Source organism: Enterococcus sp. PF1-24 (assembly GCF_029893325.1).
Lineage (GTDB): Bacteria > Bacillota > Bacilli > Lactobacillales > Enterococcaceae > HY326.
The window spans coordinates 12,155-31,255 of sequence record NZ_JARXWL010000001.1 but is presented as its reverse complement, the minus strand read 5'-3'; the positions used below and the strand labels follow the sequence as shown (position 1 = coordinate 31,255).

Annotated in this window: 19 protein-coding genes; 18 read left to right on the top strand and 1 reads right to left on the bottom strand. The window is 35.4% G+C overall.

All coding sequences use genetic code 11. The features are described 5' to 3' along the window. The first annotated feature begins 9 nt into the window (after positions 1-9). The 6 genes from M2139_RS00155 (at position 10) to M2139_RS00130 (ending at position 4,832) form a co-directional block, all read left to right on the top strand. Complete coding sequence (locus M2139_RS00155) at positions 10-1,455, top strand: 6-phospho-beta-glucosidase (RefSeq protein WP_280736751.1); 1,446 nt, start codon at positions 10-12, stop codon at positions 1,453-1,455. 134 nt (positions 1,456-1,589) lie between these two features. Next, positions 1,590-2,543 carry an alpha/beta hydrolase gene (locus M2139_RS00150; RefSeq protein WP_280736750.1) on the top strand — a complete coding sequence of 318 codons (954 nt, stop codon included), beginning with the start codon at positions 1,590-1,592 and terminating at the stop codon, positions 2,541-2,543. Between the two features lie 21 nt (positions 2,544-2,564). After that, positions 2,565-2,783, top strand: a complete 219-nt coding sequence (dmpI, locus tag M2139_RS00145) for a 4-oxalocrotonate tautomerase DmpI (protein WP_280736749.1) — start codon at positions 2,565-2,567, stop codon at positions 2,781-2,783. A gap of 26 nt (positions 2,784-2,809) precedes the next feature. Beyond that, positions 2,810-3,490: a hypothetical protein gene (locus tag M2139_RS00140; protein ID WP_280736748.1), complete on the top strand. Its 681-nt coding sequence runs from the start codon at positions 2,810-2,812 to the stop codon at positions 3,488-3,490. A gap of 18 nt (positions 3,491-3,508) precedes the next feature. Next, positions 3,509-4,342, top strand: a complete 834-nt coding sequence (locus M2139_RS00135) for a helix-turn-helix domain-containing protein (protein ID WP_280736747.1) — start codon at positions 3,509-3,511, stop codon at positions 4,340-4,342. A gap of 34 nt (positions 4,343-4,376) precedes the next feature. Continuing rightward, entirely contained in the window at positions 4,377-4,832 is a 456-nt protein-coding gene (locus M2139_RS00130) for a VOC family protein (protein ID WP_280736746.1), read from the top strand. Between the two features lie 67 nt (positions 4,833-4,899). On the opposite strand, the gene M2139_RS00125 is transcribed toward M2139_RS00130, so the two are convergent. Beyond that, positions 4,900-5,928, bottom strand: a complete 1,029-nt coding sequence (locus M2139_RS00125; protein ID WP_280736745.1) for an aldehyde reductase — start codon at positions 5,926-5,928, stop codon at positions 4,900-4,902. A gap of 148 nt (positions 5,929-6,076) precedes the next feature. Here M2139_RS00125 and M2139_RS00120 point away from each other — a divergent pair, with 148 nt between their 5' ends. The 12 genes from M2139_RS00120 (at position 6,077) to rbfA (ending at position 18,983) form a co-directional block, all read left to right on the top strand. Further along, positions 6,077-6,517, top strand: coding sequence for a MerR family transcriptional regulator (locus tag M2139_RS00120; protein WP_280736744.1), 441 nt, complete (start codon positions 6,077-6,079; stop codon positions 6,515-6,517). A gap of 22 nt (positions 6,518-6,539) precedes the next feature. Then, positions 6,540-6,797 (top strand): TfoX/Sxy family DNA transformation protein, encoded by a 258-nt coding sequence (locus tag M2139_RS00115; RefSeq protein ID WP_280736743.1) that lies wholly within the window; start codon positions 6,540-6,542, stop codon positions 6,795-6,797. A gap of 78 nt (positions 6,798-6,875) precedes the next feature. Beyond that, positions 6,876-7,283, top strand: coding sequence for an Rrf2 family transcriptional regulator (locus M2139_RS00110; protein WP_280736742.1), 408 nt, complete (start codon positions 6,876-6,878; stop codon positions 7,281-7,283). 87 nt (positions 7,284-7,370) lie between these two features. Beyond that, positions 7,371-7,970: a class I SAM-dependent methyltransferase gene (locus M2139_RS00105; protein ID WP_280736741.1), complete on the top strand. Its 600-nt coding sequence runs from the start codon at positions 7,371-7,373 to the stop codon at positions 7,968-7,970. A gap of 161 nt (positions 7,971-8,131) precedes the next feature. Continuing rightward, positions 8,132-12,484, top strand: coding sequence for a PolC-type DNA polymerase III (locus M2139_RS00100; protein ID WP_280736740.1), 4,353 nt, complete (start codon positions 8,132-8,134; stop codon positions 12,482-12,484). A gap of 99 nt (positions 12,485-12,583) precedes the next feature. Further along, positions 12,584-13,375, top strand: coding sequence for an FxLYD domain-containing protein (locus M2139_RS00095; RefSeq protein WP_280736739.1), 792 nt, complete (start codon positions 12,584-12,586; stop codon positions 13,373-13,375). Between the two features lie 185 nt (positions 13,376-13,560). After that, positions 13,561-14,034 carry a ribosome maturation factor RimP gene (gene rimP / locus M2139_RS00090; protein WP_280736738.1) on the top strand — a complete coding sequence of 158 codons (474 nt, stop codon included), beginning with the start codon at positions 13,561-13,563 and terminating at the stop codon, positions 14,032-14,034. A gap of 22 nt (positions 14,035-14,056) precedes the next feature. Further along, the gene (gene nusA / locus M2139_RS00085; RefSeq protein WP_280736737.1) at positions 14,057-15,178 is read left to right on the top strand and encodes a transcription termination factor NusA; all 1,122 of its coding nucleotides are present in this window, start codon (positions 14,057-14,059) and stop codon (positions 15,176-15,178) included. A gap of 27 nt (positions 15,179-15,205) precedes the next feature. After that, a complete protein-coding gene (locus M2139_RS00080; RefSeq protein ID WP_280736736.1) occupies positions 15,206-15,502 on the top strand; it encodes a YlxR family protein in 297 nt (98 codons plus the stop codon). Then, on the top strand, positions 15,495-15,797 hold the full coding sequence (locus tag M2139_RS00075; protein ID WP_280736735.1) for a YlxQ-related RNA-binding protein: 303 nt from the start codon (positions 15,495-15,497) through the stop codon (positions 15,795-15,797). The genes M2139_RS00080 and M2139_RS00075 overlap by 8 nt, the downstream gene beginning before the upstream one ends. A 12-nt stretch (positions 15,798-15,809) precedes the next feature. Continuing rightward, positions 15,810-18,602, top strand: a complete 2,793-nt coding sequence (gene infB / locus M2139_RS00070) for a translation initiation factor IF-2 (protein WP_280736734.1) — start codon at positions 15,810-15,812, stop codon at positions 18,600-18,602. Positions 18,603-18,635: 33 nt separating this feature from the next. Further along, complete coding sequence (rbfA, locus tag M2139_RS00065; protein ID WP_280736733.1) at positions 18,636-18,983, top strand: 30S ribosome-binding factor RbfA; 348 nt, start codon at positions 18,636-18,638, stop codon at positions 18,981-18,983. The last annotated feature ends 118 nt before the right edge of the window (positions 18,984-19,101 follow it).

The window sequence follows — 19,101 nt, the reverse complement described above, 5'->3', positions numbered from 1 at the left end:
GTGGATAAGATGAAAGAAAATATGTTTAATGAAGATTTTTTATGGGGCGGTGCAATTGCTGCCAATCAATATGAAGGTGGTTATGCTGAAGGCGGTAAAGGGTTAGGACCGATTGATTGCTTGCCCAATATAAAAAACTGTAGAATCGATGCTATGTATCATCCAGAGCTTGCTTTATCAAAAAAGTATACTTATTACCCTAGTCATCAAGCCGTGGAAGGTTATTATCGCTATAAAGAAGATATTGCTTTATTTGCGGAAATGGGTTTTAAATGTCTGCGTATGTCAATTAGTTGGCCCCGTATTTTTCCTACTGGAGAAGAAGCAGAACCTAATGAAGCAGGCTTGGCTTTTTATGAAGATGTTTTTAAAGAGTGCCAAAAATATGGGATTGCACCAGTTGTTACTCTTAACCATTTTGATACGCCTATGGCTTTATATGAAAAATATAATGGCTGGGCAGATCGAAAAGTAATTGATTTATTTGTTAAATATGCAAAAACGGTATTTGCAAGATATCAAGGTCTGGTAAAGCATTGGATTACCTTTAATGAAATTAATATTTTAATGGTGGTACCTTTTATGGGCGGTAGCATGAATATTGATGGGGTAGCTAATCCTTTACAACTTCAATATCAAGCGGCTCATCACCAATTAGTTGCTTCAGCTTTAGCAACAAAAGCCGCTCATCAAATTGATAGTGAAAATAAAGTAGGTTGTATGTTAGCAGCTGGTGAAGCTTATCCTAATACTTGCAATCCTCAAGATATTTGGGAAGCTAAAATGATGGATCGGGAAGGTTTCTTCTTTATTGATATTCAAGTGCGAGGGAAATATCCTTCATATAGCAAACGTATCTTTGAAGAAAACAATATTCAGTTGGATATTAATCCAGAAGATATTGAAAATCTGAAAAATACAATAGATTTTGTTGGTTTCAGTTATTATTCTACAAAAGTAGTTACAGGCGATAAAGAACTTGATTCAAGTTCAGAATCAGAAAAAACTGATGGCAATATTTATGCTAGCCTTTCAAATCCCTATTTACAAAAAAGTGAATGGGGCTGGATTATCGATCCTTTTGGCTTACGAATCACGATGAATACAATTTATGATCGCTATCAATTACCACTATTTGTTGTGGAAAATGGCTTAGGAGCAGTTGATAAAATTGAAGCAGATCAAAAGATTCATGATAGCTATCGCATTGATTATTTAAGACAGCATATTGAAGCAATTGAAGAAGCTCTTAAAGATGGTGTAGAAGTTATGGGATATACGCCATGGGGCTGTATTGATTTAATTAGTGCTGGAACAGGGCAGATGTCGAAACGCTATGGTTTTATCTATGTAGATTTAGATGATGAAGGAAAAGGAACGCGCAAGAGAATCAAAAAAGATTCTTTTGACTGGTATAAAAAAATTATTGCAACAAATGGAATGATAAAAGACTAACAAAAATATGAACGAGTAAGACGTTTCTGTAAAAGGAAACGTCTTTTTTTGTATTTAAATTATTGTAGCTCAATTTATTTTATATGGTAGTATTAAATTGTAAGAAACTAAACAAAAATGGAGAGCATAAATAAATGAGAAAAAGTATGAAAGAAAAAATCTTTTTAAATGTTAATAATAGTCAACAAGGTATGTTTATTGAAAGCAAGAATATTGAAAATCCTGTATTGCTATTTTTGCATGGTGGGCCGGGCACACCAGAGATTGCTTTCAATTTAGATAATCCTACAGGGCTGGAGGATTTATTTACCGTTTGTTGGTGGGAACAGCGTGGTAGTGGGCTTTCGTATCAAAAAAATATTGCCAAAGAAAGCATGACACTTGAACAAATAATTGCGGATACAATAGTAGTGACTAATTATTTACGTGAGCGATTTGGAAAAGAAAAAATTTATGTTATGGGGCATTCGTGGGGAAGTTTGCTGGGCATAATGATAATTCAAAGAAAGCCTGAATTGTTTCACGCCTATATCGGTATCGGACAGGTGAGTCAGCAAGCAGAATCAGAACGTTTAGCCTATACTTTTATGTTGAATGAATTTCAAAATAGTGGCAATCAGAAAATGGTTCGTAAGCTTAAGCAATTTCCGATTGACCAAGGTGCTGAAATTAGCAATGACTATCTTGCTCTCAGAAGTAAAGGAATGATGGATTTAGGAATTGGCATGATGCCGATTATGAAAATGATATTACGTTTTAAAGGTTATACTTTCAAAGAAAAAGTTCGTTTTATGCAGGGAAATTCTTTTTCAGTCAAATATCTTTGGGAAACTGTTTTGCAAATGAATCTTATAAAAGAAGTACCTGAAGTTGAGGTGCCGATTTATATCATGCAGGGGCAATTTGATTATCAAGTATCTTATGCGCTGGCAAAAGAATTTGCTAAGACCATCAAAGCACCACTTATTGGGTTTTATACCTTTGAAAATTCAGCTCATAGCCCGTGTTTTGAAGAACCAGAAAAAATGCGAGATATTCTGTGTAAAGATGTTTTACAAAACAAAGCAGCGTTGGCAGATAAATTATAAAATATGTGAAGGAGATAGAAAATGCCTTATATTACAATTGAAAGTGGCCATTTAACAATTGCTCAAAAGGAACAATTAATTGCTAAATTAACAGAAGTTTCCTCTGAAATTATGAATGTTCCCCAAGAATTTTTTTCAATTACAATTAAGGAATTAGATGACACTAATTTTGGTATTGGCGGCAAAAGTATTGATAAAATCAAAGCCGAATATAAAGAAAAAACTAAATTTGAAAATTAAGGGCTATTTAAAAGGAGTATTAGACAATGAAGGATAATGAAAAAAAGTTAGATAAGGATATTTGGATTATTGCTTTAGCTACGCTAGTTGGATTTATAATATGTACAGTTTTTAGTCAGCCATTATTAGCGTTTATCAAAAATCAAGAAGTTACGATTCTTTTACGCACTGTAGTTGCTTCTTTGATGCAATTTTCGCTGGCTGGACTAGGTATTGTAGCAGTTTGTTTCTATCGGAAAGAAAAATTTTCGGAGTTTGGCTTATGGAAAAAAGGAGCGTTACTTTCAATCATAGGTACAACTCTTTGTTATATTCCTTATATTATTTATATTGTCGTGTCTGGACAATTTAGTGGCTATCAGCCGTTATCTGTTATGGTTACGCCAGAGCTATTGGCAAGTTCTTTACCTGTCAAAATTATCGGAATGCTGTTAGTTGCTTTAGCTTGGGGATTTTTTGAAGGTTTTAATTATGCTGTAATTAGTCAAAAAATTAATCAACGATATCCTAATCATAAAATCAATGTTGGCGGGGTTACTTGTGGACTTATTTGTATTTTATTTCACCTTTTCAGCACCTCTTTTTGGGGTTTGATTGAAATTTTAACAACCTTTATCTTTGTTTACGGAATGGTAGAGGTTTCTGAAAAAACTAAAAACGCTTGGGGCTGTGTGGTAGTCTTTTGCCTATTGTGGAATGCTTTTTAGTAATAAAGGAGAAAGCTTATGATTAAACAAGAAAGTCTTAATGCTATCAACCCTAAAAGAGAAATTATTGATGGTAGTGAAAAATTTGTCTATGCTTTACCTTGTGAGGAATTAAGACCGTGGATTTCTAATTTTACGTTATCTTTTCCTGATGAAGAGAGCATTTCTGATAAGTATACGATTATGCCTCATGGCAGTGTGACTTTAGTTTATTATCATAATGAAAGTGGTTTACAGCATATGCTTTTTGGGGCAACAACGGAACCAAAAAAAGTGGGGGAAATCGCTAATAAGTGTGATGTTATTTTCATTATTGAATTTCAACCAGCGGGCTTTTTTCCTTTTAGTGGTATTAAGCAAAATCAATTATTAAATACAATTGATTCTTTGGCAACGATAAATCCTTTAATAGATAAGACTCTCAGAGAATTTTTCTTAAAAGAAGAACTGGCAGAAAGTTTGTTTGTTAAGGTTGAAAAATTATTAGCAGATAATATTCAAGAAAAATATCCTGTTGAATTGACAGCCGCAATTCAATTGATTACGGAAAACTCAGGGAAGTTGACTTCAAAAAGTATTTCTCAAAGGGTTTCATACAGTGAACGCCAGTTAAATAGATTTTTCAATCAGTATTTAGGGATAAGTTTGAAGGCTTTTTCGCGAATTGTCAGAGTCAATCATTCCTTACGGCTGCTGAATCAAGCACAAAAATCATTGATGGAAATATTTGTTGCGCTAGGTTATTATGATAGCTCGCATTTCATTAAAGATTTCAAAATTGTTTGTGGTATTACACCACAAGAATATCGTAAAAATATGTCCGATTTTTACAGTGAAGTTGCTAAGTTCTAGTTTTATAATTCATTTGAAGAGAGGATGATGAATCATGAAATTTGGCGGCACTTTACTGATTGTTGAGAATATTGAAAAAGCCAAAAAATTCTACCAAGACATTTTACAGCAAACAGTTACGATGGATTTGGGAGAACACGCAGCTTTTGAAAATGGGTTATCGCTACAAGCGAATTATGAAGGGATAGTTGGTCAACCCTTGAAAAAACTTCAAAGGGCTAATAATTTTCAATTGTATTTTGAAGTAGTAGATATTGAGGAGTGCGAGCAGCGGTTTAAAGAAAATCCCCAAGTAACTTTTCTGCATAACCTAAAGGCGTATCCTTGGAAACAGCGCTCAATTAGAATTTATGATGTTGATAAAAATATCATCGAAATTGCGGAAAGTATGGATTCGGTAATCAAAAATTGCCTTAAACAAGGTTTAACTGTTGCAGAAACAGCAGAAATTACCATGTATCCAGCTGAATATGTAATGGGATTTGTGTAGAAAAATAATATCTTTAGCAAAGAAAAAGGAGTCAACTTTTATAGTTGATTCCTTTTTTTGCATGAATTTATTTAATTATCCCGTATTTTACCATACTATCAATGGATTTAAGGACAATTTCTTCGTTAGTTGTCGGTTGCCAGTTTAAAAGTTTTTTCGCTTTTTCATTACTGACATTGCGGCTCATATTTAAAAATAGCGCACCTTCTTTTGCTTGTTGATTAAATAGGGCGGTTATACGAATCAGAGTAGATGATAGGGTTTTGGTAGAAACTTTATCAGCTAGTTCAGGCCGTTGTTCTTTTATCAAATTGGCAATCTCTAACATTGAAATTTGACCGTCAGCGGTAGCAATAAATCGTTGGCCTTTAGCCTGTGGGCTTATCATGGCGCGAATATGCAAATCAGCTACATCTTTTACATCCACAATATTTAATGGCAAATTAGGATAAGCTTTTGCAGGATTAGCAAATAAATTCTTTAAAAGATTAAAGCTCCCAGAAATATGGTTGCTTAGTGGTGAACCAAAAATGGCTACTGGGTTGATTGTAGTAAATTCTAAAGCGCCACCTTCTGTTTTGATAAAATCCCAGGCAGTTTTTTCTGCTAAAAGTTTAGATTTTTCATAAATAGATAAACCTTTTTCTTCAGGATTTGTCCAGTCATCTTCAGTAGTGGCAATCCTAGCGTTCTTTTTACTAAAACTAACAGCACCAAAATTTGAAGTCATAACTACGCGTTTAACACCAGCTGTTTTAGCAGCTTTTAATATCCGAGTAATGCCGTCCACCGCAGGACGAAGGGCGTCTTCTTCATTTTCTGGAATCGTGAAAAAGACTGGGGAAGCCACACTTAATACGTATTCACAGTCGGCCATTGCTGCTGGCCAGTGAGCATTTTTTGATAAATCAGTTTCAATAAAGCTCAGTTGTTCCAAATTTGTCAGACCGTTTGTTTGCAGAGTTTCAATTATTTTATCTTTACTAGCTATTGAACGTAGTGTCGTCCTTACTTGATAACCTTGTTGCAACAATTGAAAAATGATTTGTAGCCCTAAAAAGCCAGTTCCACCAGTTACTAATACTTTGTTTTTCATTACATAAATCACTCCTAAAGATTTTTGATAAAATCGAACTTGAAATTGTATCATTTGTACGATATATTTAGGCTATCACTTAGAGTTAAGTCTAAGTCAAGGCTTTTTGTAAATAAATTTACAATAGCTATTAAAGGGGAATTACAAAATGAGCTATACAATTAGTGAAGTAGCCGAGTTATTTGATATTTCAGCCTATACAATTCGCTATTATGAAAAAGAAGGGTTATTGCCTTTTGTCACGCGAAATAAAGCTGGCAATCGTGAATTTACCGATTCGGATATTAATATTTTTAAAACAATCTGTTGTTTAAAAGATACAGGGATGCAGATTAAAGAAATCAGAACTTACATCAATTTAGTTATGGAGGGCTCTAAGACTGTTACAGAAAGAAAAGCGCTGCTCCTAACACATCGTCAAGCGGTTGTTAGCCAAATTAAAAGTTTAGAAGATAATCTAACACAAATTGATGAAAAAATTGAAGTTTACCAATCTCCAAATGCAACTGAAATTATTAATAAACAAATAAAATGGATGTCTCTTGAAAAGAATCAACTAGGTTTACAATCAGCTTTTGATAAAGTTTAAAAATAGGGAGGAATCAGATAAAATGACTGAATTAAAAGAAATGCTTAACATTGGTGCCGAAATGCAGAAAAAATTAACGACAGTAGGAATTACTTCAGCGGAAAATTTAAGAGAAGTAGGTTCACAACAAGCTTTTATGAAACTTAAAGCTTATTATCCAGAAGTTTGTTTAGTTCACCTTTATGCACTAGAAGGAGCTGTTGCCAATATTGAATTTAATCAGCTGACAGAAAACAAAAAAGTAGAGTTGAAAAATTTTAGTGATAGTCTTAAATTTTAAAAATAGTTTGACAAAATGCAAGAAATTTACTATTGTAGATAAATAGTGTCGTTAATATCCGCGAAGAGAGGTGTTAGAGTGAAATATACGAAAGCTACCAATTATGCGCTTCATATTGTTGCTTATATGGTGAAACAAGAAGGTCATGAAAATATGAGTTTACAACCATTAGCGCAGCATTTAGCGATGTCGCCAACTTATCTTTCAAAAATATTAACGCAATTGGTTAAAGCTAATCTTATTCAATCTACCCCTGGAGTAAATGGTGGTTACAGCTTAAGGAAAAAGAAAGAAGAGATTACTTTTCTTGATGTAACCCAAGCAATTGAAGGCAGTGGGACGATTTTTACTTGTCATAGTGATTCCGAAGATTGCCAGTTGCAAAAAGTTATGCGAGAAGCAGAAACTAGCTTAACCACTTTTTTAGCAGAAAAAACAATTTATCAAGTAGTTCAAGATGCGACAGAACATAACCATATTCATTAGTGTTTAAGGTTATGTTTTATTTTTACATTAATTAAAGATAAATACACTCTTTAATTAATGAGATTAAAAACAGTAAGGAGAAAACATATGTCAAATCATAGTCATCAAGAAAATCATCCAGGGGGTAATCAGCAAGCATTTCTATCCAAAATAGCTTTTTTAGATAGTGCTATGCGTCAAAGAACATTGCCACCAGAAGAAATAATTAATCATTTACCAATTAAAACAGACAGTCAGATTCTTGATGCAGGGGCTGGCTCAGGTTATTTAACAATTCCCGCAGCCAAACAAACAGAAGCAACGGTTTTTGCATTAGATATGGATCAACAGATGCTTGAAGTGATTGATAATAAAGCTAAGGCGGAAAATATCAAAAACATTCAATTGCTTGCAAGAAAAATTGAAGAGTTGCCTTTAGCAGAGAAAGAAGTGGATTTTGTGTTAGCTTCTTTGATTCTACACGAAGTAAGCTCTTTGCCAAACGTATTAAAGGAATTTAATCGTGTTTTAAAAACTGGCGGTTATTTTCTTTGTTTAGAATATGAAAAAGAAGAAAGTTCAATCCAAGGACCACCGCTAGCAATACGAATTTCATCGGCAACGATGGAAAAAAAGTTTAATAGCTGCTGGCTTTCAGGTAGAGAAGAAAATCAGCCCGAAAGAATCAATCTATATCATGACTGCTAAGAAGTTAACAGAGATACTGTAAAGCCTACTTTTTTAGTTTTCACTGTTCTTGTAAAATTACTGTAGTAAAGAAAATAAATTTGCCTTGATTTTTAATGAAAAAGCTAAGAAAAAAAGGTATACTAGAATATGCTGAAAGTTAAAAGAAGGGAGTTGCTTTTTTGTCCCAAAAGATAGAAATGTTTAATAATTTATTAGATCAAATGCAATTAAATCCTGAAGAGCGAGAAAATTCGTTGATTAAGGCGGGGGAAATTGCTGGTGTGGTTGTCCATCAAAAATCGCGAATCTGGGAGTTTACTTTACAGTTTCCGAAAATTTTACCAATTGCTTTATACCGCTCTTTTCAGATGCAATTAAGTTTAGCTTTTCAAGAAATTGCGGAAGTCCAATTAAAAATTAAGACTGAAGATAATAGTTATGATGAAAGTCTTTTACAAGATTATTGGCAAGTCATTTTACAAGACTACTGTAATGATAATAAAGTGGCGCAACAAGCCATCAAACAGCAGTTACCAGTAATTAAAGAAGAAAAAATCATGATATCGGTTAGCAATGAAGCGATGATTGATTATTTGCGGCAACAATTTTTACCCCAAGTGCAAGGTTACTATCAACAATTAGGTTTTCCAAAATTTCAAATTATTCCTGAAGTTGATCACGAGCAAGCACAGCAAGCTCAAATTGCTTTTGAAGAAAAACAAAGAGAGCAACAAGAATTATTCATGCGCCAAGCGGCTGAGAATTTGGCTAATCATGAACAAAGGAAGAAAGTCCAACAATCACAAGGACCTGCTGCTAGTGGTCCCTTGCAACTAGGACGTACGATTCCTAATGATGAAGTCATTACGCCAATGAGCGAAATTATTGAAGAAGAACGGCGCGTAACAATTGAAGGTATGGTTTTCTCTAAAGAAATCAGAGAGTTAAAATCCAAACGGAAGTTGCTTATTATGAAAGTTACCGATTACACTTCTTCCTTTAGTATTAAGAAATTTTCTAATGGTGATGATGACGAAGCTGCTTTTGAAGCAATTAATACTGGCGATTGGTTAAAAGTTCGTGGTAGTGTGCAAGAAGACACTTTTATGCGGGATTTAGTCATGAACGCTAATGATATTACCGAAGTGAAAAAAGCCCCGCGGAAAGATTATGCACCAGAGGGCGAAAAAAGAGTAGAGCTACATCTTCACAGTAATATGAGTACGATGGACGCCACTAATAATATTGGTGATTTAGTCGCTCAAGCGGGTAAGTGGGGGCATAAAGCGATAGCGATTACGGATCATGGCGGTGCGCAAGCTTTTCCTGATGCCCATAATGCTGGTAAAAAAGCCGGTGTGAAAATTATTTATGGTATTGAAGCCAATGTTGTTGATGACGGAGTACCGATTGCTTATAATGATGCTCATGAAAATTTAAGCGATGGCACTTATGTAGTATTTGATGTGGAAACCACTGGTTTATCTGCGGTTTACGATACGATTATTGAGTTAGCCGCTGTCAAAATGCATAAAGGGAATGTCTTAGAAAGCTTTGATGAATTTATTGATCCTGGTCATCCACTTTCGGCAACAACTATTAATTTAACTGGTATTACGGATGAAATGGTTAGAGGTTCCAAGAGTGAAGAAGAAGTGCTGCGGCTGTTTTTAGAGTTTTCAAAAGATAGTATTTTAGTTGCCCATAATGCCGCATTTGATATGGGTTTCTTAAACACTAGTTATCAAAAATATGGCATACTTGATGCCGAAAATCCTGTAATCGATACGTTAGAATTGGCGCGTTATTTATATCCTGATTTTAAACGTTTTGGTTTAGGGGTGCTATCGAAAAAATTTGGTGTCAGCTTAGAGCAGCATCACCGAGCTATTTTTGATGCGGAAGCAACCGGTCATTTAGCGTGGATTTTTATTAAAGAAGCGATGGAAAATCATCAGATGCTTTTCCACGATCAATTAAATGCTCATATTGGTGAAGGTGACTCTTACAAGCGGGCGCGACCGTTTCACGCAACAGTTTTAGCGCAAACGCAAGCCGGTTTGAAAAATCTATTTAAATTGATTTCCATGTCAAATGTTGAATATTTTGAAAGAGTACCACGGATTCCACGCTCACAACTAAGCAAGTTTCGTGAAGGTTTACTAATCGGAACAGCCTGTAGTCAAGGGGAAGTTTTTGAAGCCATGATGCAAAAAGGGGTGGATGAAGCAAAAGAGCGGGCAAAATTTTATGATTATATTGAAGTGATGCCCAAAGCTGTTTATGCACCTTTGTTAGAGCAAGAAATGGTGAAATCTGAAAAAGATTTGGAAGAAATTATTAGTAATTTGATTGCGATTGGTGATGAATTAGGAAAACCAGTGGTGGCAACGGGGAATGTGCATTATTTAAATGAAGAAGATGCGATTTACCGTAAAATTTTAATTAATTCTATGGGGGGAGCGAATCCTTTAAATCGGCATTCCTTACCGGCTGTGCATTTTAGAACGACAGATGAGATGCTAACCGCTTTTCAATTTTTAGGAGAAGAGATAGCCAAAAGAATTGTGGTGGAAGCACCAAATCAATTGGCGGAAGCTTGTGAAGAAGTTATCCCTGTTAAAGATGAATTATATACGCCAAAAATTCCCGGTTCTGAGCAAGAAATTACGGATTTAAGTTATAATCGCGCCAAAGAATTATATGGGGATCCTTTACCAGATATTGTTGAAAAACGCTTGAAAAAAGAATTGGATTCCATTATTGGTAATGGTTTCTCAGTAATTTATTTAATCTCACAAAAACTGGTGCATAAAAGTATGGAAGACGGTTATTTGGTAGGTTCTCGTGGTTCGGTAGGCTCTAGTTTTGTTGCCACTATGACGGGGATTACGGAAGTTAATCCGTTAGCGCCACATTATCACTGTCCGAATTGTCAGTATTCTGAGTTTTATGAAGATGGAACATATGGTTCTGGTTTTGATATGCCTGAGAAAAATTGTCCGAAATGTGACACTCGTCTCTTTAAAGATGGTCACGATATCCCATTTGAAACTTTCTTAGGATTTTACGGAGATAAAGTACCCGATATTGATTTAAATTTCTCTGGTGAATATCAAGCGAAAGCCCATGACTATACAAAAGTGCTTTTCGGTGAAGAGTATGTTTATCGGGCAGGAACTATTGGTACGGTTGCCGATAAAACAGCTTATGGTTTCGTTAAAGGTTATGAACGAGATAATAATATGCAAATTCGTTCAGCGGAAATTGATCGTTTAGCGAAAGGCGCCACTGGCGTGAAGCGAACAACGGGTCAGCATCCGGGGGGGATTATTGTAATTCCTGATTATATGGATGTTTATGATTTCACACCTGTTCAATTTCCTGCTGATGATCAAAATGCCGAATGGAAAACTACCCATTTTGATTTCCATTCCATTCATGATAATGTGTTAAAACTCGATATTCTGGGACATGATGATCCAACCGTAATTCGGATGTTGCAGGATTTATCAGGGATTGATCCTAAAACGATTCCAGCTGATGATCCTGAAGTGATGCGGATTTTCTCTGGAACTGAAGTTTTAGGCGTTGACCCAGAGCAAATTTATTCAAAAACAGGAACTTTAGGAATCCCTGAATTTGGGACGCGTTTTGTTCGGGGGATGTTAGATCAAACTAATCCTTCAACTTTTGCGGAACTACTACAAATTTCTGGGCTTTCCCATGGGACCGACGTTTATTTAGGTAACGCTGACGAATTAATTCGGCGTGGTGAAGCCAACCTTGCTGAAGTAATCGGTTGTCGGGATGATATTATGGTTTACTTGATTCATGCTGGCTTAGAAAGTGGTATGGCCTTCAAAATTATGGAGACAGTGCGTAAAGGTCAATGGAATAAAATTGATGATGAGTTGCGGGAAACTTATTTAAAAGCGATGCGAGAAAATAATGTGCCTGAGTGGTATATTGATTCTTGTTCTAAAATTAAATATATGTTCCCGAAAGCCCATGCGACAGCTTATGTATTGATGGCTTTGCGGGTGGCTTATTTCAAAGTTTATTTCCCAATTTTATATTATTGTGCTTATTTCTCAGTTCGAGCAGATGATTTTGATTTAGTTGCTATGTCGAAAGGCAAGGCGGCGGTTAAAGCTCGCATGCAAGAAATCACTGATAAAGGTCTTGAAGCTTCTACTAAAGAAAAGAATTTGTTAACGGTACTAGAGTTAGCTAATGAAATGTTGGAGCGAGGTTTTGAGTTTGGCATGATTGATTTATATAAATCTGATGCGAAAAACTTTGTGATTGAAGGTAATAAATTAATTGCACCATTTAGAGCAGTACCGAGTTTGGGAGAAAACGTGGCGAAACAAATCGTTGCAGCACGGGAAGAAGAAGAATTTCTATCAAAAGAAGACTTAGCTACCCGGGGAAAAGTTTCCAAAACATTAATAGAGTATATGAACGATAATGGTGTATTAAAAGATTTGCCGGATGAAAATCAATTGTCACTTTTTGATATGCTTTAATAAATAGAAACTAGATGAGGTACTATATAAAATAGTGCAATATTTTTATTAATATGTTAAACTACTTGAGAAAATTTTATTGAATACAAGGAGAAAAAAATGAATAAATTGAAAAAGTTTGGGTTTGCTTTATTGACATTGTTATTTGTGATGTCTGGTTGTACTTCAGGAAAGGCTACAACAGAAACCACAGAATCAACAGGACCAAATTATGCAGACAGTAGATTTTTAAAATCAATTGCTAAAGGGTTAGAAACTAGATGGGACTATGTAGCGAGCGGTTATACTGATAATGAAAAAGAAAGTCTTAGAAAAGCAACTCAAATGGAATTAGATGAACTAGCAGCATTTAAAGACGAAAAATTTGAAGACTCTAAATTACAAGAAAAAGCTTTAAGCTATATTAATGAGCTGACTTCTGGTATAGAAACTATTTCTAATTACGGCGCTGATTCTTTTAATGATGAATGGAATCAACATTATGCTAATCGGACAGAGTTACTTTTAGACATTACAGATAATTATTCAGTAGTTCTTGATGAAAAATATCAATCAACTCTCGAAGACTTGAGAGCTAAAGGTAATGAAGTTAAAAAGGATATTACTTTTAATAAAGAGTTAGAAGCATTATTGGCATCTGTAGTTTTTAATTATGTTCCAAAAGAATATGATGATACTTGGAAAAACTATGAAGCTGTTGTTGAAAATACAACTTCTAAAGATATTATGAATTTTTCAGCATCAGTAAGTATTTTTGATGCTGATAATGTAATTATTGGTACTCAATACATTAATGCGGCTAATTGGACAAAGGGACAGAAAGTGAAATTTGAGTTTATGTTTGACAAAGACATAGCTCGTTACGAAATTGTTAATCCAAATGTTTATTAACATACAAAATAAGCTAACCTGTTGAATAGGTAAGCCACTTACTTATTTAGCGGTTTCCAGCATTGAGTTATCTTTAAATCTATGATATACTAATCCTTGGTAATGATACTAATTGTGAGTGAGCGGATTTTTCGCTCACTCTTTTTAATGGAAATACGGAACTCAACAGAAGGAGGCGGAAACAATTGAGTAGCGTAGTAGAAACAGTTACTGATTTAGTGTTACCAATCGTGGAAGAACAAAATTTTGAACTGGTAGAAGTAGAATTTGTTAAAGAAGGTAAAAACTGGTTTTTACGTGTGTATATCGACAAAGAAGGTGGCATTGATATTGAAGAGTGCGTCTTTGTTAGCGAACAACTCAGTGAGAAACTAGATAGCATTGAACCTGATCCAATTCCTCAAGCCTATTTTCTAGAAGTTTCTTCTCCTGGTGCAGAGCGTCCTTTAAAGAAAGAAAAAGATTATCAAAATGCTATTGATAAGTATATTCATCTTTCTTTTTACCAAGCTGTTGAAGGTGAGAAGCAATTAGAAGGCACTTTAGTCAGTCTTGACCAAGAAAGCCTTGTGTTGAAGATTCGTATTAAAACTAGAGAAAAAGAATTGACAATTAATCGAAAAAATATTGCAAAAGCTCGTTTAGCGATTCAATTTTAAACCGGTGGAGGAATAAGAGAAAATGAGTAAAGAAATGTTAAATGCCTTAGATGCTTTAGAAGCTGAAAAGGGAATTGGAAAAGAAATCGTTATTGAAGCTTTAGAAGCAGCCTTAGTTTCTGCTTATAAAAGACATTATGGTCAAGCCCAAAATGTTGAAGTAGAATTTGATAATAAAAAAGGCAACATCCATGTATATTCTGTTAAAGAAGTTACCGAAGAAGTAATGGATTCACAATTAGAGATTTCTTTAGAAGAAGCGATTAAAATTAATGCGGCTTATGAAATTGGTGACAAAATTCGTTTTGAAGTAACACCAAAAGATTTTGGTCGGATTGCAGCGCAAACAGCTAAACAAGTTATTTTGCAACGAGTTCGTGAAGCTGAAAGAACTATCATTTACAATGAATTTAGCCAATATGAAAAAGATATTATGCAAGGAATTGTTGAAAGACAAGACAATCGTTATATCTATGTAAATTTAGGTAAAATCGAAGCTGTTCTTTCTAAACAAGACCAAATGCCAAATGAGTTTTATCAACCCCATGATCGGATTAAAGTTTACGTTTCTCGGGTAGAAAACACTTCTAAAGGCCCACAAGTCTTTGTAAGTCGTAGTCATCCAGATTTATTACGTCGTTTATTTGAACAAGAAGTTCCTGAAGTTTATGAAGGAATTGTTGAAATTGTTAGCATCGCTCGTGAAGCTGGCGACCGTTCAAAAATTGCGGTTCGTTCTAATGATGAAAACATTGACCCAGTAGGAACTTGTGTAGGTCCTAAAGGTCAACGTGTGCAAGCAATTGTTAATGAACTTAAAGGCGAAAATATGGATATTGTTGAATGGAATGAAGACCCAGCAGTCTTTATCGCTAATTCATTAAATCCAGCCCAAGTAGTGGATGTTATCTTTGATGAAGAAAATCCTAAAGCTTGTACCGTTGTCGTACCTGATTTCCAATTGTCATTAGCGATTGGTAAACGAGGACAAAATGCTCGTTTAGCAGCTAAATTAACAAATCATAAAATTGATATTAAATCTGAATCTGATATGGCTGATTTTTATGCCGCTTATGAAGCTGAAGTTGCTGAAGAAGTTGTAGAAACAATTATTGAAGAAGAAGTCTTTGATACAGAAGAATAAAGCTTAAGGATATAGGAGGGCTGATCAATGAAGAAAAGAAAAATTCCTTTACGTAAATCAGTTGTTTCTGGTGAAATGAAACCAAAAAAAGAACTGATTCGCATTACTCGTTCTAAAGAAGGCGTTGTTTCAATTGATCCGACTGGAAAAATGCCCGGACGTGGTGCTTATGTGGCTATCGAGCCTGCTGAAGTCCAAAAAGCTTGGGATAAAAAAATCCTTGATCGAGTCTTAGAAACAACTTTAACAGATGAATTTTATCAAGAGTTGTTAGATTATGTCACTCATCAAAAAGCAAGAAAAGAGCTATTTGGTAATGAATAAACAAGCAGTGTTGAATTTTTTAGGACTTGCCATGCGTGCAGGTAAACTGGTTACTGGTGAAGAAATGGTAATTAAAACCATTCAAAAAGAGCAAGCAAAATTTGTTTTTGTAGCGAATGACGCCAGTGAAAATACAAGAAAAAGACTTACAGATAAATGTCTTTATTATAAAGTTCCAATCAATTTTACTTTTGATGAAACCGAACTAAGCCTAGCAATCGGACGAAAGCGTATGATTATTGCTATCGTTGATGAAGGCTTCGGGAGAAAGTTTGAGGAACTAATTCAAGGTTAGGAAGGTGATTGCATGGGGAAAATAAGAATTTACGAACTTGCAAAAGAGCTAGATAAGTCTAGCAAGGATATTGTGACGAAAGCACAAGAAATGGGGATGTCTGTGAAAAATCACATGGGAGCTATTTCTGAAGCGGAAGCAACACAGCTAAAAGGAGCTTTTGGTAAAAAGCCAACTACTAGCAATCAGTCAGTGCAAGAAAAACCAGCAAAACAACAACCAGCTAACCAAAATGCGACGCAACAAGGCACAAAAGAGAAAAAAATCCAAGGGAGAAGTTCTCTGAACAATCCTAATTTTGTTAATCGTAACCAAACAAAAGCAGTTTCAGTTAATAAAAATGGTAAAGTTCAACATGGACAACCTGGAAATAAAAATCAACGACCACAAGAACAAGGGAAACGACCTGTTCAAAATCAAAAGCCAAATCAAAAACCAATTCAAAAAGCAAGCGAACCACAAAGAGATCCAAGTGTAGCTGCTAAGTCATTGGAAAGAGCAAGACAACAAGTTTCTAACTTATCGAAACAAGAAACAGTTGCACCTAGACAACCCTATGCTAAAGGGGACCAAGCTAAAAATCAAAACCGTAACCAACAAAGTCAGAACCAAAATTCAAAGCAAGGACAACAGACTAATCGCCCTATGACACAACAAAACAGACCAAATCAAACGAGTCAAAATCAAAATCGCCCACAAGGACAGAATCAAAATAATCGTCCGCAAGGGAACCAAGGTCAAAACAGACCACAAAATTCACAAGGGCAACAGAATCGTCCACAGAACAATCAAGGACAAAATCGTCCACAAAATAATGCGCCAGTTCAAAACCGTCCGCAAAATACGACAGCACCAGCTCGTCCAGCAACTGAAAATGCAGCTGCTAACGAACGGAAAAAGAACTTTGGTGAAAATAAACAAAAACAACGTGGCGGCTATAACAATTACAACCAAAATCGTAATCGTTTTAACAAAAAAGGTAAAAAAGGCAAACAGCAACCACAATCTCAAAAACCTGCTGTGCCACCACGTAAATTTAGAGAATTACCAGATGTTTTAGAATATACTGAAGGTATGAACGTGGCTGATATCGCTAAGAAAATTCATCGCGAGCCAGCTGAAATCATCAAAAAACTCTTTATGATGGGTGTAATGGTTAACCAAAATCAATCTCTTGATAAAGATACGATTGAATTATTAGCGGTTGACTACGGCATGGAAGCACAAGAAAAAATTCAAATTGATATCGCTGATATTGATAAATTCTTTGAACCAGAAGAATTAAAAGAAGAAAACTTAGTTTCTCGTCCACCAGTTGTTACGATTATGGGGCACGTTGACCATGGTAAAACAACCTTGTTAGATACGCTAAGAAATTCTCGCGTAACTAGTGGCGAAGCTGGCGGAATTACTCAGCATATTGGTGCCTACCAAATTGATATTAACGGCAAACCAATTACTTTCTTAGATACACCAGGACACGCGGCCTTCACAAGTATGCGGGCGCGGGGCGCAAGTATCACTGATATCACAATTTTAGTTGTTGCTGCTGATGATGGTGTAATGCCACAGACAGTTGAAGCGATTAACCACGCTAAAGCTGCCAATGTACCAATTATTGTAGCAGTTAATAAAATTGATAAACCTGGTGCTAACCCAGACCGCGTGATGCAAGAATTAAGTGAACATGGTTTAATTCCTGAAGATTGGGGCGGCGATACAATTTTCGTGCAAATTTCAGCTAAATTCAATCAAAATATTGAAGAATTATTAGAAATGATTCTATTAGTTGCTGAAATGGAAGACTTAAAAGCTGATCCAACACAACGCGCAATCGGAACTGTAATCGAAGCGCGCCTAGATAAAGGTAAAGGACCAGTTGCTACTTTATTAGTTCAACAAGGAACTTTAAATGTAGGAGATCCAATTGTTGTCGGTAATACTTTCGGTCGTGTACGGGTAATGACTAATGATTTAGGTCGTCGTGATAAAGTTGCTGGACCAGCAACACCAGTTGAAATTACTGGTTTGAACGATGTACCACAAGCCGGTGATCGTTTCGTAGTCTTTGAAGATGAAAAAACTGCACGGGCAGCAGGTGAAGAACGTGGCAAACGGGCTTTACTTGAACAACGTGCTGCAAGTAGCCGGGTAACATTAGATAACTTGTTTGAAAGCTTAAAAGAAGGCGAATTGAAAGACGTTAATGTAATTATTAAAGCCGACGTTCAAGGTTCTGCTGAAGCTTTAGCCGCTTCATTACAAAAAATTGAAGTTGAAGGCGTACGAGTTAAAATTGTTCACTCAGCAGTAGGAGCAATTAATGAAAGTGATGTTACTTTAGCCGCAGCAAGTAACGCGATTATTATCGGGTTTAATGTTCGTCCAACACCACAAGCGAAACAACAAGCTGAAGGTGAAGAAGTTGATATTCGCTTACACCGAATCATCTATAAAGCTATTGATGAAATCGAAACAGCCATGAAAGGTATGCTTGATCCTGAATTTGAAGAAAAAATTACTGGTCAAATGGTTGTTCGGGAACTTTATAAAGTTTCTAAAGTCGGCACAATTGCTGGTTGTTACGTAACTGAAGGTTCTATTCAAAGAGAGAGTGGCGTTCGTGTGATTCGCGACGGTATCGTTATTTTCGAAGGAACATTAGCTAGCTTGAAACGCTTCAAAGATGATGTGAAAGAAGTGAAATTAGGCTTTGAATGTGGTGCCATGGTTGAAAACTTCAACGACTTAAAAGTTGACGATGTAATCGAAGGCTATGTTATGGAAGAAATTAAAAACGATTAGGATCATTTGACTATAAAATAAGGAGGCCGAAAGATGGCTAATTATCGTGATCGCCGAGTCGGTCAAGAAATTCTCAAAGAGATTAATCAAATTTTAAGAAAAAAAGTTCGTGATCCCCGTGTGCAGGACGTTACAATTACTGATGTCCGCGTAACTGGTGATTTACAACAAGCAACTATTTATTATAGCTTGCTTTCTGATTTAGCTTCTGATCAAAAGAAAGCTCAAGATGGTTTAGAGAAAGCCAAAGGTTTAATTCGTCGTGAATTAGGTCAAGCTTTAACGCTTTACAAAACCCCTGAGTTATTATTTGAAATGGATGAATCAGTAAAATATGGTAATCACATTGATGAATTACTAAGAAATCTAAATAAAGATTAAAACAAAGAAATCCGTAACCTCAAGCTTAGCTGATTTGCTAAGTTAGGGTTACGGATTTTTTAATTATTAATTTTTTATTCTCTTTTAGTTATTAGTTGTAAAGCATTTAAGAGTAGGT

Coding starts and splice junctions, on each gene's coding strand:
- rbfA (WP_280736733.1), top strand. CDS start 18,636: ATGGCTAATTATCGTGATCGCCGAGTCGGTCAAGAAATTCTCAAAGAG.
- M2139_RS00105 (WP_280736741.1), top strand. CDS start 7,371: ATGTCAAATCATAGTCATCAAGAAAATCATCCAGGGGGTAATCAGCAA.
- M2139_RS00120 (WP_280736744.1), top strand. CDS start 6,077: ATGAGCTATACAATTAGTGAAGTAGCCGAGTTATTTGATATTTCAGCC.
- M2139_RS00115 (WP_280736743.1), top strand. CDS start 6,540: ATGACTGAATTAAAAGAAATGCTTAACATTGGTGCCGAAATGCAGAAA.
- dmpI (WP_280736749.1), top strand. CDS start 2,565: ATGCCTTATATTACAATTGAAAGTGGCCATTTAACAATTGCTCAAAAG.
- M2139_RS00130 (WP_280736746.1), top strand. CDS start 4,377: ATGAAATTTGGCGGCACTTTACTGATTGTTGAGAATATTGAAAAAGCC.
- M2139_RS00095 (WP_280736739.1), top strand. CDS start 12,584: ATGAATAAATTGAAAAAGTTTGGGTTTGCTTTATTGACATTGTTATTT.
- infB (WP_280736734.1), top strand. CDS start 15,810: ATGGGGAAAATAAGAATTTACGAACTTGCAAAAGAGCTAGATAAGTCT.
- M2139_RS00125 (WP_280736745.1), bottom strand. CDS start 5,928: ATGAAAAACAAAGTATTAGTAACTGGTGGAACTGGCTTTTTAGGGCTA.
- M2139_RS00135 (WP_280736747.1), top strand. CDS start 3,509: ATGATTAAACAAGAAAGTCTTAATGCTATCAACCCTAAAAGAGAAATT.
- M2139_RS00140 (WP_280736748.1), top strand. CDS start 2,810: ATGAAGGATAATGAAAAAAAGTTAGATAAGGATATTTGGATTATTGCT.
- nusA (WP_280736737.1), top strand. CDS start 14,057: ATGAGTAAAGAAATGTTAAATGCCTTAGATGCTTTAGAAGCTGAAAAG.
- M2139_RS00075 (WP_280736735.1), top strand. CDS start 15,495: ATGAATAAACAAGCAGTGTTGAATTTTTTAGGACTTGCCATGCGTGCA.
- M2139_RS00150 (WP_280736750.1), top strand. CDS start 1,590: ATGAGAAAAAGTATGAAAGAAAAAATCTTTTTAAATGTTAATAATAGT.
- M2139_RS00080 (WP_280736736.1), top strand. CDS start 15,206: ATGAAGAAAAGAAAAATTCCTTTACGTAAATCAGTTGTTTCTGGTGAA.
- M2139_RS00155 (WP_280736751.1), top strand. CDS start 10: ATGAAAGAAAATATGTTTAATGAAGATTTTTTATGGGGCGGTGCAATT.